Below are 15,017 nucleotides of genomic sequence, written 5' to 3'. Positions count from 1 at the left end.
ATTTGCACTAATAGCACCCTCTGCCAGGCGATGCAAGTGCCTTATAACGCGGACGACTGATGTTAATTTAAACAGTAATCAGGTAATATTAATTACGCAGGTAATACGCTTGCCTGCTAATAATTAGGATTTTTAAGGATAAAACACTCAGGGATTTATTATGCAGGAAAATCTTATAAAAGGGACGCCTCCGTCTCATGCCTTTGAATTTCGTGGCGATGGCGGGAGTTATTTTCTTATTTGCCTTGTCAATTCATTACTGGTTCTGGTGACGCTCGGAATATATTTACCGTGGGCATTAATGAAGTGCCGCCGCTACATTTATTCCAACATGACATTAAACGGACAGCCGTTTGCCTGGAAGGTGACCGGCGGCGATGTTTTTTTTAGTTGGTTTATGCTGCTCGCTATTTATATTATAAGTATCGTTTTGATTAGTATGGATTATCCAATAGCAGGCGCATTAGTGATCGGCTTGTTGCTCCTCGCCATTCCGGTGCTGATCGTGAAAAGCCTCCAGTTCCAGGCACTGATGACGTCGCTCAATAATGTGCGCTTCGGCTTCCACTGCTCTTTGCTGAAGGCGTACTGGACTGTCTTTTTCCTGCCGATGTTGATGCTACTGGCGTGGGCGGTCGTGTTTGCCATTCTGCTACAGATCTGCCCGGTGGAAAGCGTTGGGGAGATCGTATTCACTGTGATTTTACTGGGCCTGTTTAGCATTTTTGGGCTTGGTACCGTGAGTGGCGTGACCTACAGTCGGCTGATGACCCTTGTCGGCCAGGGCGGGAATTATGGTATCCACCGTTTTACGGTTCAGGTTAACGTCTGGCACTGTATTAAGTCGGCGATGTTAGCGCTGGCGGCACTGGCACCTTTTCTCCTGGTCGTGGGGTTAATTGCAGCTGCATTAATTCAGTCGATAGCGGAACTTGACGTATCGGGTATGTCGGAAAGCGAGATTGAAGCGTTGATTATAATTGAATATCAGCGCCAGTACTGGATGTGCCAGATTATTTATTATCTGGGTATTGGGGTAACCGTCAGTTATATGATCGTGGCGTTCCGCAATCATTTCCTCAATAACCTGCAGTTAGCGAATGGTCAAATTCGTTTTCGTTCAACGCTGACGTTTCACGGCATGGTTTATCGCATGGGCGGTCTGTATGTCCTTTCGGCGATCACGGCCGGTCTGGCGTATCCGCTGCTAAGAATGTGGCTGATTGCCTGGCTGGCGAAAAATACTTACGTGGTGGGCGATCTGGATGCGCTGGAATTGACGGACAGTGATGAACGCGTTGACGGTGGTGTGGTATCTCGTCTGTCTCGCGGCATCATGCCAACGTTCTATTTTATGTAATAAAAAAGCCGGATGCGGCATTGCCTTATCCGGCCTGGAAACTCCCGTAGGCCGGATAAGACGCAGCGCGTCACCATCCGGCATTCCGTCAGCGGCACTCCGCTTACAGCGCGGCGATAACCGCCTGCTGTTCAATCAGCTTCGCTTTCGCTTCGGCATAACCTTCCAGCTTCTCGCGCTCTTTGGCGATCACCGCTTCAGGTGCGCGCTCCACAAAGCCTTCGTTGGAAAGTTTGCTTTCAATGCGGCCAATTTCAGCTTCGACTTTCGCCACTTCTTTCGCCAGACGTGCCAGCTCGGCCTCTTTGTCGATCAGACCCGCCATCGGGATCAGCAGTTCAGCGCCGTCGATAATCTTGGTCACGGAAACCGGACCTTTGTCATCGGCAGGCAGCACGGTGATGCTTTCCAGACGAGCCAGGTTCAACAGGAAGCTACGGTTGTCGTTAACACGACGCATCGCGTCAGCGCTGCAACCACGCAGCAGCAACTCCAGCGGTTTGCCCGGTGCGATGTTCATTTCCGCACGAATGTTACGCACGGCAACGATCGCCTGCTTCAGCCATTCGGTATCGGCCAGCGCCGCTTCGTCTACCTGTGCCGCGTTATACTCCGGGAACGGCTGCAGCATGATGGTGTCTGCGCTAATGCCGCAAATCAACTTCACGCGCTGCCAGATGGTTTCCGTAATAAATGGAATAATCGGGTGCGCCAGGCGCAGCAGACCTTCCAGCACTGTAACCAGCGTATGGCGGGTGCCGCGCAGCTCGGCTTCAGAACCGCCGTTCATCACCGGCTTGGTCAGTTCCAGATACCAGTCACAGAACTGGTTCCAGGTGAACTCATACAGAATGCCTGCGGCGATATCGAAGCGGAAGTTATCCAGCGCTTCGCGGTACGCTTTAACGGTCTGGTTAAATTCCGCGAGGATCCAGCGATCCGCCAGCGACAGCGTCATTTCACCGCCGTTGAAGCCGCAATCCTGATCTTCGGTATTCATCAGCACAAAGCGGCTGGCGTTCCACAGCTTGTTACAGAAGTTACGGTAACCTTCCAGTCGCTTCATATCCCAGTTGATATCGCGACCGGTAGAGGCCAGTGCTGCCAGGGTGAAACGCAGGGCGTCGGTACCGTGCGGTTCGATGCCGTTCGGGAATTGCTTCTCGGTACGTTTGGCGATCTTCTCAGCCAGCTGCGGCTGCATCATATTGCCGGTACGTTTTTCCAGCAGTTCGGCCAGCGTAATACCGTCGACCATATCCAGCGGGTCAATCACGTTGCCCTTGGACTTGGACATCTTCTGGCCTTCGTCGTCACGAATCAGACCGGTCATGTAGACGGTATGGAACGGAACCTGCGGCTTGCCGTTTTCATCTTTGATGAAGTGCATGGTCATCATGATCATGCGGGCAATCCAGAAGAAGATAATGTCGAAACCGGAGACCATCACGCTGGTGGGATGGAACTGACGCAGGGCGTCGGTGTTTTCCGGCCAGCCGAGGGTAGAGAAGGTCCACAGCGCGGAGGAGAACCAGGTGTCGAGAACGTCTTCGTCCTGACGAAGCTGAACGTCGGCACCGAGGTTGTTTTCCTGACGCACTTCGTCTTCGGTACGGCCAACGTAGACGTTGCCCGCTTCGTCGTACCATGCCGGGATACGGTGTCCCCACCACAGCTGACGGGAGATACACCAGTCCTGAATATCACGCATCCAGGAGAAGTACATGTTTTCGTACTGCTTCGGCACGAACTGAATGCTGCCGTTTTCAACGGCTTCAACCGCCGGTTTTGCCAGCACGTCGGCACGGACGTACCACTGGTCGGTCAGCATCGGTTCGATAACCACGCCGCCACGGTCGCCGTAAGGCACGGTCAGGTCGTGCGGTTTAATCTCTTCCAGCAGGCCGAGTGCGTCAATTGCGGCAACCACGGCTTTACGCGCAGCAAAGCGCTCCAGCTTCTGGAATTCAGCCGGGATCTCACTGGAATAAACGTCAGTCTCTTCGCCTTTGGTGTCGTACACTTCCGCGCTTTCACGGATATCGCCATCAAAGGTCAGAATGTTGATCATCGGCAGGGCGTGACGACGACCCACTTCATAATCGTTGAAATCGTGCGCTGGCGTGATCTTCACGCAGCCGGTGCCTTTTTCCATGTCGGCGTGTTCGTCACCAACGATCGGGATGCGGCGGTCAACCAGCGGCAGCATGACGAATTTGCCGATCAGATCTTTATAACGCGGATCTTCCGGGTTCACGGCCACGCCCGTATCGCCCAGCAGGGTTTCCGGACGGGTGGTCGCAACGACCAGATAATCTTTACCGTCTGCGGTTTTCGCGCCGTCGGCCAGCGGATAGCGGATGTGCCACATCGAGCCTTTGGACTCGCGGTTTTCCACTTCCAGATCAGAGATCGCGGTGCGCAGTTTCGGGTCCCAGTTGACCAGGCGCTTGCCACGATAAATCAGATCTTCTTTATACAGGCGAACGAAGACTTCTTTCACGGCATTGGAAAGGCCTTCGTCCATGGTGAAGCGCTCGCGCTCCCAGTCCACAGAGTTGCCGAGACGGCGCATCTGACGGGTAATGGTGCCGCCAGATTCCGCTTTCCACTGCCAGATTTTGTCGATGAACGCTTCGCGGCCATAGTCGTGACGCGTTTTACCTTCTTCAGCGGCAATCTTACGCTCAACCACCATCTGGGTAGCGATACCCGCGTGGTCAGTACCGGCCTGCCACAGGGTGTTTTTGCCCTGCATGCGCTGGTAGCGGATCATGGTGTCCATGATGGTTTGCTGGAAAGCATGACCCATATGCAAACTGCCGGTGACGTTCGGCGGCGGGATCATGATGCAGAAGGACTCTTTGCTTTCGTCGCCGTTAGGCTTGAAATAGCCCTGCTTTTCCCAGTGCTCGTAAAGCGGCTGTTCGATATCTTGTGGGTTATATGTCTTTTCCATTATTTCCAGGTTGCCGTATTCAGGTTAAAACCCGCCACGCGGTAGGCCTTATAGCGTTCGCGTGCGGATTGTTTCAAAGAATCTTCGTGAGGAACGAAGTCTATCACTTCTGTGAAAGCGGTGGCAAAATCTGCAAAGTCGACGCGCAGACTAATGAGCAGATCGCGCGGGCTGCTGTTGCGTTTTTCCGGCCAGGCAATCTCCACTGGCGCACCGCCACGCGGACCTTCTCCCGCCAGATTATGCGGAACAAAGCTGTCCGCAGGTCTGGCCCACAGCGCTTCATCCAGGCGGATCGCCTGTTTTTCATCCTGACAAGCGATAAGTACGCGTTTGCCACTGCGCCAACGTTCTGCGGCAATTTCACACACCAGTTGTTCGACGGCGCTGAGACCGTCCACGGTGTTGTCATTGTCCAGAAGGTAGAACGTTGCATTCTTCATATATGGGGCTTCTTGTGGTGGATTTAAATATAAGGCCGGGTGACTCGGCCTTATTGCATGATGGCGACGCTCGCGCGTCTTATCAGGCCTACAGCGTGCGGCTTCGTAGGCCGGATAAACGTAGCGCCATCCGGCATTTACACATTACTCTTCGCCGTTAAAACCCGCTCGGTTGAGCAGGAATTGCGACAGCAACGCCACAGGACGACCGGTTGCGCCTTTGGCTTTACCGGAACGCCATGCGGTACCGGCGATGTCCAGGTGCGCCCAGTTGTACTTGCGGGTAAAGCGCGACAGGAAGCAGCCTGCGGTGATGGCACCACCAGGACGGCCGCCGATATTCGCCATATCCGCAAAGTTAGACTCCAGCTGTTCCTGATATTCATCGCCCAGCGGCAGACGCCATGCGCGATCGCCGGCCTGCTCAGAGGCACCGATCAGCTCGTGCGCCAGCGGGTTATGGTTCGACATCAGGCCGGTGATGTGATGGCCGAGCGCGATTACGCAGGCTCCGGTCAGCGTTGCTACGTCGATCACCGCTTCTGGCTCGAAGCGTTCAACGTAGGTCAGCACGTCGCACAGCACCAGACGGCCTTCGGCATCGGTATTCAGCACTTCGACCGTCTGACCAGACATCGTGGTCAACACGTCACCCGGGCGGTACGCGCGGCCGCCAGGCATGTTTTCACAGCCCGCCAGCACGCCGATGACGTTAATGGGTAACTGAAGCTCCGCCACCATGCGCATCACGCCGTATACTGCCGCCGCACCGCACATGTCGTACTTCATCTCGTCCATGCCTTCGGCAGGCTTGATGGAGATACCGCCGGAGTCAAAGGTTAACCCTTTACCCACCAGTACAATTGGCCGCACGTCTTCGGACGGATTGCCCTTGTACTCGATCACCGACATCAGCGATTCGTTCTGTGAACCGTGGCCGACGGCGAGATAGGAACACATCCCCAGCTCACGCATTTGCTGTTCGCCAATCACGCGGGTCACGACGTTTTTGCTGTAGCTGTCCGCCAGCTGGCGCGCCTGGGAGGCGAGGTAGGCGGCGTTACAGATATTCGGCGGCATATTGCCGAGATCTTTCGCCGCTTTAATGCCGGCAGCAATCGCCAGACCGTGCTGAATCGCACGTTCGCCGCTGGTCAGTTCCCGGCGGGTCGGCACGTTGAAGACCATTTTACGCAGCGGGCGACGCGGCTCGCTTTTATTGGTCTTCAGTTGATCAAAGCTGTACAGCGTCTCTTTGGCCGTCTCAACGGCCTGACGCACTTTCCAGTAGTTATTGCGGCCTTTCACGTGCAGTTCGGTCAGGAAGCAGACCGCTTCCATCGAGCCAGTATCATTCAGGGTATTTATCGTTTTCTGAATAACCTGCTTATACTGACGCTCATCCAGCTCGCGCTCTTTGCCACAACCGATGAGGAGAATACGCTCGGAGAGAACGTTAGGAACATGGTGCAACAACAGTGTCTGCCCCGGTTTTCCTTCCAGTTCGCCACGACGCAGCAGGGCACTGATGTACCCGTCGCTGATTTTATCGAGCTGTTCTGCAATCGGAGAAAGGCGGCGTGGTTCAAAGACGCCCACGACGATGCAGGCACTCCGCTGTTTCTCCGGGCTACCGCTTTTTACACTAAACTCCATGCACTACGCTCCTGAATCTTAAAGACAACGGCGGCGGCTACGGATAGAATTGCAAGCTTTCGTAACTCATGTCCGCTGTTGCGATGACTTCGTGTTAATCTTAACGATATTACGGCACTGGCTCGTCAGAACGCATTCTGAGCGGCGTATCCGCTGAGTATAATAATTTTAGCGACGATTTCGACGACTCAAGAGAATAAATGACGTTTAAGCCATGAAACAAGCTAAATTCCTGCAAAAAACGAGTTTTTACGGGCGTATTTAAAGTGATAATCATAAGATATCTGGTGCGGGAGACGCTCAAAAGCCAACTTGCCATCCTCTTCATCCTGCTTTTGATCTTCTTTTGTCAAAAACTGGTGAGGATCCTCGGCGCGGCGGTTGACGGTGACATTCCGGCAAATCTGGTGCTCTCGCTGCTGGGCCTTGGCGTACCTGAAATGGCGCAGCTTATCCTGCCGCTCAGCCTGTTCCTCGGACTGCTGATGACGCTGGGCAAACTGTATACCGAAAGTGAAATTACGGTTATGCACGCCTGTGGCTTGAGCCGAACCGTGTTGGTGAAAGCCGCCATGATTCTGGCGTTGTTCACCGGCGCGGTTGCCGCCGTTAACGTGATGTGGGCGGGGCCGTGGTCGTCAAAGCATCAGGATGAAGTGCTGGCGGAAGCCAAAGCCAACCCCGGTATGGCGGCGTTAGCGCAGGGGCAGTTCCAGCAGGCGACGAACGGTAGTTCGGTGCTGTTTATTGAAAGCGTCGACGGCAGCGACTTCAAAGATGTCTTCCTTGCGCAGATTCGTCCGAAAGGTAACGCCCGTCCGTCCGTCGTGGTGGCCGATTCCGGACATTTAACCCAACTGCGCGACGGTTCGCAGGTGGTCTCTCTCAACAAGGGAACCCGTTTTGAAGGGACCGCGCTGCTGCGCGATTTCCGTATTACTGACTTCCAGGACTACCAGGCGATTATCGGTCACCAGGCCGTGGCGCTCGATCCGAACGATACCGACCAGATGGACATGCGCACGTTGTGGTCCACCGATACCGATCGCGCCCGTGCTGAACTGCACTGGCGAATCACGCTAGTATTCACCGTATTTATGATGGCGCTGATGGTCGTGCCGCTGAGCGTGGTTAACCCGCGCCAGGGGCGCGTATTGTCTATGCTGCCAGCAATGCTGCTCTACCTGATGTTCTTCCTGATCCAGACCTCCCTGAAGTCGAACGGGGGCAAAGGCAGGCTGGATCCGGCTGTCTGGATGTGGGTCGTCAACCTGGCGTATCTGGCGCTGGCGGTAGGACTGAACCTGTGGGATACAGTGCCGGTGCGCCGACTGCGCGCCCGTTTTTCGCGTAAAGGAGCGGTGTGATGCAGCCATTTGGTGTACTTGACCGCTATATCGGTAAAACCATTTTCACCACCATCATGATGACGTTATTCATGCTGGTATCGCTTTCCGGCATCATCAAGTTCGTCGACCAGCTGAAAAAAGCCGGGCAGGGGAACTACGATGCGCTCGGCGCCGGGGTGTACACCCTGCTCAGCGTACCGAAAGACGTGCAGATCTTCTTCCCGATGGCGGCGCTGCTTGGCGCGCTGTTGGGGTTAGGAATGCTGGCGCAGCGCAGCGAACTGGTCGTGATGCAGGCTTCCGGCTTCACCCGTATGCAGGTGGCGCTCTCGGTGATGAAGACCGCTATTCCGCTGGTGCTGCTGACCATGGCTATCGGCGAATGGGTTGCGCCTAAAGGCGAGCAAATGGCGCGGAATTATCGTGCGCAGGCGATGTACGGCGGTTCGTTGCTTTCTACCCAGCAGGGGCTGTGGGCGAAAGACGGCGACAGCTTTGTCTACATCGAGCGCGTGAAAGGCGACGAAGAGCTAGGCGGGATCAGTATCTACACGTTTAACGATCAGCGTCGTTTGCAGTCCGTGCGCTACGCCGCGACGGCTAAGTTTGATAAGGACCATAAGGTCTGGCGTTTGTCGCAGGTGGATGAGTCCAACCTGCAAAACCCGAAACAGATCACCGGTTCTCAGACGGTGAGTGGAACCTGGAAAACCAACCTCACGCCGGATAAGCTGGGCGTGGTGGCGCTGGATCCGGATGCGCTCTCCATCAGTGGTTTGCATAACTACGTGAAGTATCTGAAATCCAGCGGCCAGGATGCCGGGCGCTACCAGCTCAATATGTGGAGTAAAATCTTCCAGCCGCTTTCGGTGGCGGTGATGATGCTGATGGCGCTGTCGTTTATCTTCGGACCGCTGCGTAGCGTACCGATGGGCGTGCGCGTGGTGACGGGGATTAGCTTCGGGTTTGTCTTCTACGTGCTGGACCAGATCTTCGGCCCGCTGACGCTGGTTTACGGCATTCCGCCGGTCGTCGGTGCGCTGCTGCCAAGCGCCTCGTTCTTCCTGATCAGCCTCTGGCTGATGATACGTAAGTCATAGCGCTTATACAGTGCCGGGGGCGCTGCGCTTGCCCGGCCTACATAGTGCAGCGCTGTAGGCCGGATAAGGCGTTTACGCCGCCATCCGGCGCAATAACCCTAGCGCCTTCTGCCGCCCAATAAACTTCCCAACACGCCACGAATGATCTGATTGGTGACCTGACGCGCCGCACTTTTCGCCACGCTCTGCACTATGCCATCGCGCTTACCGCCACGCGGCCCGGTCGAACCAAACAGGATGTCCTTCAACCCACCCATAATGCCGTCGTCCACCTCGACCTCTTTGCCCCTGGCCGCAGGATTGTTCTGCTGCTCGGTCGCCGCCTGCACGCTTTTTTGCAGCATCTCAAACGCGGACTCACGATCCAGGTCATCTTCGTATTTCCCGTAAACCGGGGAGTGATTGATCAGCCCGTTGCGCTCGTCGTCAGTGACCGGTCCCATCCGCGAGCACGGCGCGATAACCATTGCCCGTTCGACTACCGAAGGACTGCCTTTGGCATCGAGGAACGAGATCAACGCTTCGCCGGTGCCCAGTTCCTGGATCGCCTTCTCCGTATCGAATGCCGGATTGGCGCGCATGGTTTGTGCAGCGGTTTTTACCGCTTTCTGATCCTTCGGCGTAAAGGCGCGCAGCGCATGCTGGACGCGGTTGCCCAACTGCCCAAGGACGTTATCCGGCACATCCGCCGGGTTTTGCGAGACGAACCAGACGCCGACGCCTTTCGAGCGGATAAGGCGGATCACCTGTTCGATTTTATCCAGCAGTACCTGCGGTGCGTCGTTGAACAGCAGATGCGCTTCGTCGAAGAAGAACACCAGCTTTGGTTTTTCCAGATCGCCCGCTTCCGGCAACTGCTCGTATAGCTCGGAGAGCATCCACAGCAGGCTGGCGGCGTACAGTTTTGGCATCTGGTAGAGCTTTTCCGCGCTGAGGATATTGATGATCCCTTTGCCGTTGGCATCGGTACGCATCCAGTCTTTAATATCGAGCATCGGCTCGCCGAAGAAGTGCGTCGCACCCTGTTGTTCAAGCGTCAGCAGACCGCGCTGGATCGCCCCGACCGAGGCGCTGCTGATGTTGCCGTACTGATTCTGGAAGGATTTGGCGTTATCGCCGATATACTGCGTAATTGACCGCAGGTCTTTAAAGTCGAGCAGCAGTAGCCCCTGGTCGTCGGCAATGCGGAAGATAATATTGAGCACGCCGGACTGCACTTCGTTGAGGTTCAGCAGACGCGCCAGCAGCAGCGGACCGAGATCCGAGACGGTGGCGCGGACCGGGTGGCCTTTCTCGCCGAAGATATCCCACAGCACCACCGGATTGCCGTGTGGCTGCCAGTCGGTAATACCGATATTTTTCAGCCGTGCGAGCAGCTTCTCAGAGGCTTGTCCTTCCTGCGCGACACCCGTCAGGTCGCCCTTTACGTCGGCCATAAAGACCGGAACGCCGATTTCCGACAGCGATTCGGCCAGCTTTTGCAGGGTGACCGTTTTCCCGGTCCCGGTCGCTCCGGTAATCAGCCCGTGACGATTTGCCATGCCTGGCAATAAAAACAGTTCAGTGTCCGGCGTGCGGGCAATTAGCAAGGGTGCACTCATAAGGTTTCCTCCATTTATCCTGCGTGGAGTATAGGCAATGTCAATGAAAGAGAATATGCGCTGCGGAGAGAAAATCACTTAAAGCGTATTACCGTGATAGATCTGGTAGCCCAAATCAACGGTATTGTGATTGTGGTCGTTGTTCTTGATTTTACTGAGTAACATCTGCGCCGCCATACGACCGATGTCGAAGCGAGGCGTTATTACGCTGGCAAGACTGGGGATCATCTGCCGACCCATCTCCAGCCCATGGAAACCGGCGATGGAGATATGTTCGGGGACGCAAAGATCGCGTTCACGGCAGAACAACAGTGCGCCCATCGCAATATCATCATTGGTGCAAAAGACACCGTCTAAATCCGGGTGGGCAATAAGCGCGTCACGCATCAGCTGTGTCCCCAGATGAATCGAAGAGATGGCGCGAGGGTTAACGCGCAGTGGTGTCAGACCCCGCAGCGTCATCGCGTCGCAATACCCTCTGAAGCGTTGTTCGTCGCGGATGTCGTCTTTGGATCCGAGATAGATAATTTTGTGCCGCTGGCGTTTTTCCAGCATTGTGCTGACCATATCAAACGCCGCCTGGCGGTTATCAAACCCGACCTCCATATCCAGACGATCGCCCTGGATATCCATTAACTCGATGATCGGAATGGCGGCAGAACGCAGGAATTTCACTGTTCGTAGGGTGTGGTATTTTTCGCAAAGAATAATGCCGTCGATGTTGTACGTAAGCAGATTAATGACGGACTCTTCTTCCGATTCGCGATCGTAGTTGTAGTTCGCAATCAGCGTCTGGTAGTTGTGATCGGAGGTAACAGATTCAATACCGGCAAGAATATCGGCGAAGAGCTGGTTTTGAAACGAGGGGATAAGTACCCCCATTGTGTAACTTTGCGCATTCAACAGCATCGCAGGTGCGCGGTTGGGGATGTAGTTAATCTCCTCCATGATCTGCGCTATACGCTCCCCGGTTTCCTTTGATACCTTTTTAGGCGAGCGAATATAGCGGCTGACCGTCATTTTAGTCACACCGGCGAGCGTGGCGATATCCTGCAAAGAAATTCTGTGGTTCCTCATTTCCTCTCCAGTACCGGGGAACGGCGTCGACATCGCTCCCCGGCAGTAAAACACGCGTTAATGCAGAATCGCGTTTAACGCCAGTACACCCAGCAGCCCCATAACGGAAATCAGCGTTTCCATTACGGTCCAGGTCTTCAGTGTCTCACCCACGGTGAGGTTAAAGTACCCTTTAAACAGCCAGAAACCCGGGTCGTTAACATGTGAGGCGATAACGCTCCCCGCGCCGGTTGCCAGCACCATCAGTGCCGGATCAACATGGGTGACGTTGATAATCGGTAGCACCACACCTGCCGTGGTGATTGCCGCGACCGTCGCTGACCCCAGCGCGATACGCAGCAGTGCCGCGACAGTCCAGCACATCAGCAACGGTGACAGCGAGGAGCCGGTCATCAGTTGTGAGATATACTGGCCTACCCCGCTGTCCACCAGTACCTGCTTGAACGCCCCACCGCCAGCGATGATAAACACAATCATAGCGATGGCGCCGATAGAGTCACTGACAATATCCATGATCTGTTCAATCGTCCGGCCATTGCGGCGACCGAGTGTGAAAATCGCCAGCACAATGGCGATAAACAGCGCGACCGCAGGGTTGCCGATAAATTCAAAGAATACCCGTACTGAGTTGGTTTTTGGCAGGGTAAATTCACAAACTGCAGCAATGGCCATCAGTATGACGGGGATCACCGCTGCAAAGATACTGTTCCAGAACGACGGCATCTCCTCTTCGGTGAAAAGATGTGGGTTAAACAGGCCTTCCGGTGGCGCTTTTTCAAAACGGGTCAGTAGCTTCGAAAACAGCGGGCCTGCAACGATCACAGTTGGAATGGTGATAATGAAGCCATACAGCAGCGTTGTGCCGAGATTGGCTTCAAAAATTGTCGCAATCGCCGTGGGGCCAGGGTGCGGTGGCAGAAAACAGTGTGTCACCGAGAGCGCGGCGACCATCGGTACGCCGACATACAGTAACGGCAAACCGGAAGAGGCCACTACCGTAAAGACCAACGGCAGCAGCAGAACAAAACCCACTTCGAAAAACATCGCCAGGCCGACAACCAGCCCGGTGATGAGCAGCGCCCACTGCACACGCTTCGCCCCAAAGGTATCAATCAGCGTGGTCGCTATGCGCTGTGCCGCTCCGGTATCGGAAATCAATTTCCCCAGCATTGCGCCAAAACCGAGGATCATCGCCAGCCCGCCAAGGGTGCCGCCAATACCGCTTTGTATGGATTTTAAAACGGCCTGTGCGTCCATACCTTCGGCAAATCCTACAACGGCTGCCACCAGAACCAGGGCAATGAATCCATTGACTTTAAAGCCAATCATCAGGACCAGAAGCAGCGCGACGCCTGCCGCAATTATGATTAATGGCATAATCTTATCTCTTATGTGTGCCAAAAAAGCAGCGCCTGCGCGCTGCGTAGGGGTGCTCAGAGGTTACACAGCGACCAGCATGCCGCCATCAACAAAAAGCAGGTGTCCGTTGACGAAGTCCGACGCTTTGGAAGAGAGGAATACCGCTGCGCCAATCAGCTCTTGCGGATCGCCCCAGCGGGCGGCAGGGGTGCGTTTGCACAGCCATGAGGTGAAGGCTTCATCTTCAACCAGTGCCTTAGTCATTTCGGTTTTGAAGTATCCCGGCGCAATGCCGTTAACCTGAATGTTATGGCGAGCCAGTTCTACGCACATACCGCGCGTCAGCATCTTCACGGCACCTTTTGAAGCGGCATACGGCGTGATGGTATCTCGCCCCAATTCGCTCTGCATGGAGCAGATATTGATGACTTTACCGGCCTGGCGCTCCACCATTCGGCGGGTGACTGCCTGAGAGACGAGGAAGACGGCGGTCTGGTTGACGGCAATCACGTCATTCCATTCCTGCTCCGGGAATTCGGTAAACGGATGGCGACGCTGTATTCCGGCGTTATTCACCAGCACGTCAATCGGGCCAATATCTTTTTCGATATGGTCAACCGCAGCGTCAATATCCAGCTTTTGGGTGACATTAAAGGGGGCCGCCACGGCGCGGATCCCTTCCTGCTGCAATTTAGCCACCGCCGCTTCCGCCCGTTCTGACGTAATATCGTTAACGATAATTTGGGCACCATATTGACCGAGCCCGGTTGCCAGTAAATAACCAATCCCCTGAGCTGAACCGGTGATCAGAATATTTTTGCCGTCCAGTGAAAAAAGATTTTTCATCATGCTGTTCCTTATTTAATGTCTTCAAAGACGAGCTGGACTTTCGCCGCCTGGGTTTTATCACTGGCGAAGATCAGCGCCGGTTCCAGTTCGGTAAAGGGATACTCCGCACTCAGCAACGGCAGCGGATCGATAACGCCATTGGCCAGCCACGACACGGCAGTGTTGAACTCGGTGGTAAAGCGGAACGAGCCTTTGAGCGAAATTTCTTTGCCGATCAGCATCATCATCGGGAAATCCGGCACGGGACCGCCCATACCGACCTGCACCATCACGCCTTTTGCTCGAGTGACTTCCAGACAGGTGGTGACAGAAGAAGGGTGACCCGAGACTTCGAAACTGACGTCGAAGTAGCCTTTCTCTTTTTTCCACTCGTCGATCGGATCCTGCTGCGGGTTAGTGAGCGTATCAGCGCCCATCTGATGAGCCAGTGACAGTGAGCGAGCACTTACATCTGCGCAGACGACTTCCGCTGCGCCCAGCGTTTTCACCGCACTGACGATCAGGCAACCGATGGGGCCGACGCCGGAGATAAAGACTTTCTTACCCTGCAAATCGCCCGCCTCATGTGCGGCATGGATAGCCACAGCCAGCGGTTCGGCGAAAGCCATCACCTTTTCATCTGCCTGTTCCGGGTAAGGTATGCACTGAGCGGTATCGACCGTTTTAAATTGAGTAAAACCGCCATCAACGTGCGGAAAATACATCGCACTGCCAAAGAAACGCATTTCCGTGCATTGATTTTCTTCATGCTGCAGACAATATTTACAATGACCGCACGGCTTAGACGGATTAATGGCAATCGACTGTCCTTCGCGTAATGTTTCTGAATCGCTATGGACCACTTTGCCAATAACTTCATGGCCTAAGATCATTGGCGCTTTGACGGTGAAATTACCGACTTTACCTTCCTGATAATAATGTAAATCGGAACCGCAAATGCCTCCTCGGGTTATTTTTACAAGCGTACCTTTATTATCCCATTCGATATTCTGTTCTTTTACGGCAACAGAGCGCTTACCCGCTACAACGCAGGATTGAGTTTTAACTTGCATAAATGCCTCACTGGTTCATGCCTTATCTGGGGGGCATTTAAGCGGTTTTAATTATCTTTAATTGTGATCGGCGTCACGCTGGAAAATTGTTACACTACAATGTTACGCATAACGTGATGCGCTTTATACTTCTCATCTCTGGAAATAAAAAAGGGTGAGTTTGCCGATCGTACAGGCGTAATATCGCGGCAGGAAATATGACACAGAGGTTT

The 15,017-nt window shown here is 54.5% G+C and carries 12 protein-coding genes; 4 read left to right on the top strand and 8 right to left on the bottom strand.

Translation table 11 applies throughout. The annotated features are described in order from the left end of the window. Positions 1-160: 160 nt before the first annotated feature. The gene (locus HVY19_RS17730; RefSeq protein WP_181681814.1) at positions 161-1,360 is read left to right on the top strand and encodes a DUF898 family protein; all 1,200 of its coding nucleotides are present in this window, start codon (positions 161-163) and stop codon (positions 1,358-1,360) included. A 103-nt stretch (positions 1,361-1,463) separates the two neighbouring features. On the opposite strand, the gene HVY19_RS17725 is transcribed toward HVY19_RS17730, so the two are convergent. From HVY19_RS17725 to pepA, 3 genes are all read right to left on the bottom strand, one after another. Further along, complete coding sequence (locus tag HVY19_RS17725) at positions 1,464-4,319, bottom strand: valine--tRNA ligase (RefSeq protein WP_181681812.1); 2,856 nt, start codon at positions 4,317-4,319, stop codon at positions 1,464-1,466. Then, complete coding sequence (gene holC, locus HVY19_RS17720; protein ID WP_181681810.1) at positions 4,319-4,762, bottom strand: DNA polymerase III subunit chi; 444 nt, start codon at positions 4,760-4,762, stop codon at positions 4,319-4,321. Before holC ends, HVY19_RS17725 begins: the two co-directional genes overlap by 1 nt. Positions 4,763-4,906: 144 nt before the next feature. Continuing rightward, complete coding sequence (pepA, locus tag HVY19_RS17715) at positions 4,907-6,418, bottom strand: leucyl aminopeptidase (protein WP_181681808.1); 1,512 nt, start codon at positions 6,416-6,418, stop codon at positions 4,907-4,909. Positions 6,419-6,571: 153 nt separating this feature from the next. Here pepA and ytgA point away from each other — a divergent pair, with 153 nt between their 5' ends. The 3 genes from ytgA (at position 6,572) to lptG (ending at position 8,867) form a co-directional block, all read left to right on the top strand. Continuing rightward, on the top strand, positions 6,572-6,622 hold the full coding sequence (gene ytgA, locus HVY19_RS20715; protein ID WP_211180521.1) for a protein YtgA: 51 nt from the start codon (positions 6,572-6,574) through the stop codon (positions 6,620-6,622). A gap of 62 nt (positions 6,623-6,684) precedes the next feature. After that, complete coding sequence (gene lptF / locus HVY19_RS17710) at positions 6,685-7,785, top strand: LPS export ABC transporter permease LptF (protein WP_181681806.1); 1,101 nt, start codon at positions 6,685-6,687, stop codon at positions 7,783-7,785. Then, a complete protein-coding gene (lptG, locus tag HVY19_RS17705) occupies positions 7,785-8,867 on the top strand; it encodes an LPS export ABC transporter permease LptG (RefSeq protein WP_181681804.1) in 1,083 nt (360 codons plus the stop codon). The genes lptF and lptG overlap by 1 nt, the downstream gene beginning before the upstream one ends. 98 nt (positions 8,868-8,965) lie before the next feature. Here the strand turns inward: lptG and HVY19_RS17700 are convergent, their stop codons facing one another. From HVY19_RS17700 to idnD, 5 genes are all read right to left on the bottom strand, one after another. Further along, positions 8,966-10,468, bottom strand: a complete 1,503-nt coding sequence (locus HVY19_RS17700) for a helicase HerA-like C-terminal domain-containing protein (RefSeq protein WP_181681802.1) — start codon at positions 10,466-10,468, stop codon at positions 8,966-8,968. 78 nt (positions 10,469-10,546) lie between these two features. Further along, the gene (locus tag HVY19_RS17695) at positions 10,547-11,545 is read right to left on the bottom strand and encodes a LacI family DNA-binding transcriptional regulator (protein WP_181681800.1); all 999 of its coding nucleotides are present in this window, start codon (positions 11,543-11,545) and stop codon (positions 10,547-10,549) included. A 57-nt stretch (positions 11,546-11,602) separates the two neighbouring features. Then, positions 11,603-12,922 carry a gnt-II system L-idonate transporter gene (idnT, locus tag HVY19_RS17690; RefSeq protein ID WP_181681798.1) on the bottom strand — a complete coding sequence of 440 codons (1,320 nt, stop codon included), beginning with the start codon at positions 12,920-12,922 and terminating at the stop codon, positions 11,603-11,605. Positions 12,923-12,985: 63 nt separating this feature from the next. Further along, complete coding sequence (gene idnO / locus HVY19_RS17685; protein WP_181684321.1) at positions 12,986-13,750, bottom strand: gluconate 5-dehydrogenase; 765 nt, start codon at positions 13,748-13,750, stop codon at positions 12,986-12,988. An 11-nt stretch (positions 13,751-13,761) separates the two neighbouring features. Further along, on the bottom strand, positions 13,762-14,805 hold the full coding sequence (gene idnD, locus HVY19_RS17680; protein ID WP_181681796.1) for an L-idonate 5-dehydrogenase: 1,044 nt from the start codon (positions 14,803-14,805) through the stop codon (positions 13,762-13,764). Positions 14,806-15,017: the final 212 nt, after the last annotated feature.

The organism is Citrobacter sp. RHB25-C09 (genome assembly GCF_013836145.1).
Taxonomy (GTDB): Bacteria; Pseudomonadota; Gammaproteobacteria; order Enterobacterales; family Enterobacteriaceae; genus Citrobacter_A.
Note: the sequence above shows the minus strand (reverse complement) of the source record. Positions and strands in the feature narration are given on the sequence as shown.

Excerpts from the sequence above, each read along its gene's own strand:
- HVY19_RS17730 (WP_181681814.1), top strand. The coding sequence starts at position 161 with ATGCAGGAAAATCTTATAAAAGGGACGCCTCCGTCTCATGCCTTTGAA.
- HVY19_RS17725 (WP_181681812.1), bottom strand. The coding sequence starts at position 4,319 with ATGGAAAAGACATATAACCCACAAGATATCGAACAGCCGCTTTACGAG.
- holC (WP_181681810.1), bottom strand. The coding sequence starts at position 4,762 with ATGAAGAATGCAACGTTCTACCTTCTGGACAATGACAACACCGTGGAC.
- pepA (WP_181681808.1), bottom strand. The coding sequence starts at position 6,418 with ATGGAGTTTAGTGTAAAAAGCGGTAGCCCGGAGAAACAGCGGAGTGCC.
- lptG (WP_181681804.1), top strand. The coding sequence starts at position 7,785 with ATGCAGCCATTTGGTGTACTTGACCGCTATATCGGTAAAACCATTTTC.
- HVY19_RS17700 (WP_181681802.1), bottom strand. The coding sequence starts at position 10,468 with ATGAGTGCACCCTTGCTAATTGCCCGCACGCCGGACACTGAACTGTTT.
- HVY19_RS17695 (WP_181681800.1), bottom strand. The coding sequence starts at position 11,545 with ATGAGGAACCACAGAATTTCTTTGCAGGATATCGCCACGCTCGCCGGT.
- idnT (WP_181681798.1), bottom strand. The coding sequence starts at position 12,922 with ATGCCATTAATCATAATTGCGGCAGGCGTCGCGCTGCTTCTGGTCCTG.
- idnO (WP_181684321.1), bottom strand. The coding sequence starts at position 13,750 with ATGAAAAATCTTTTTTCACTGGACGGCAAAAATATTCTGATCACCGGT.
- idnD (WP_181681796.1), bottom strand. The coding sequence starts at position 14,805 with ATGCAAGTTAAAACTCAATCCTGCGTTGTAGCGGGTAAGCGCTCTGTT.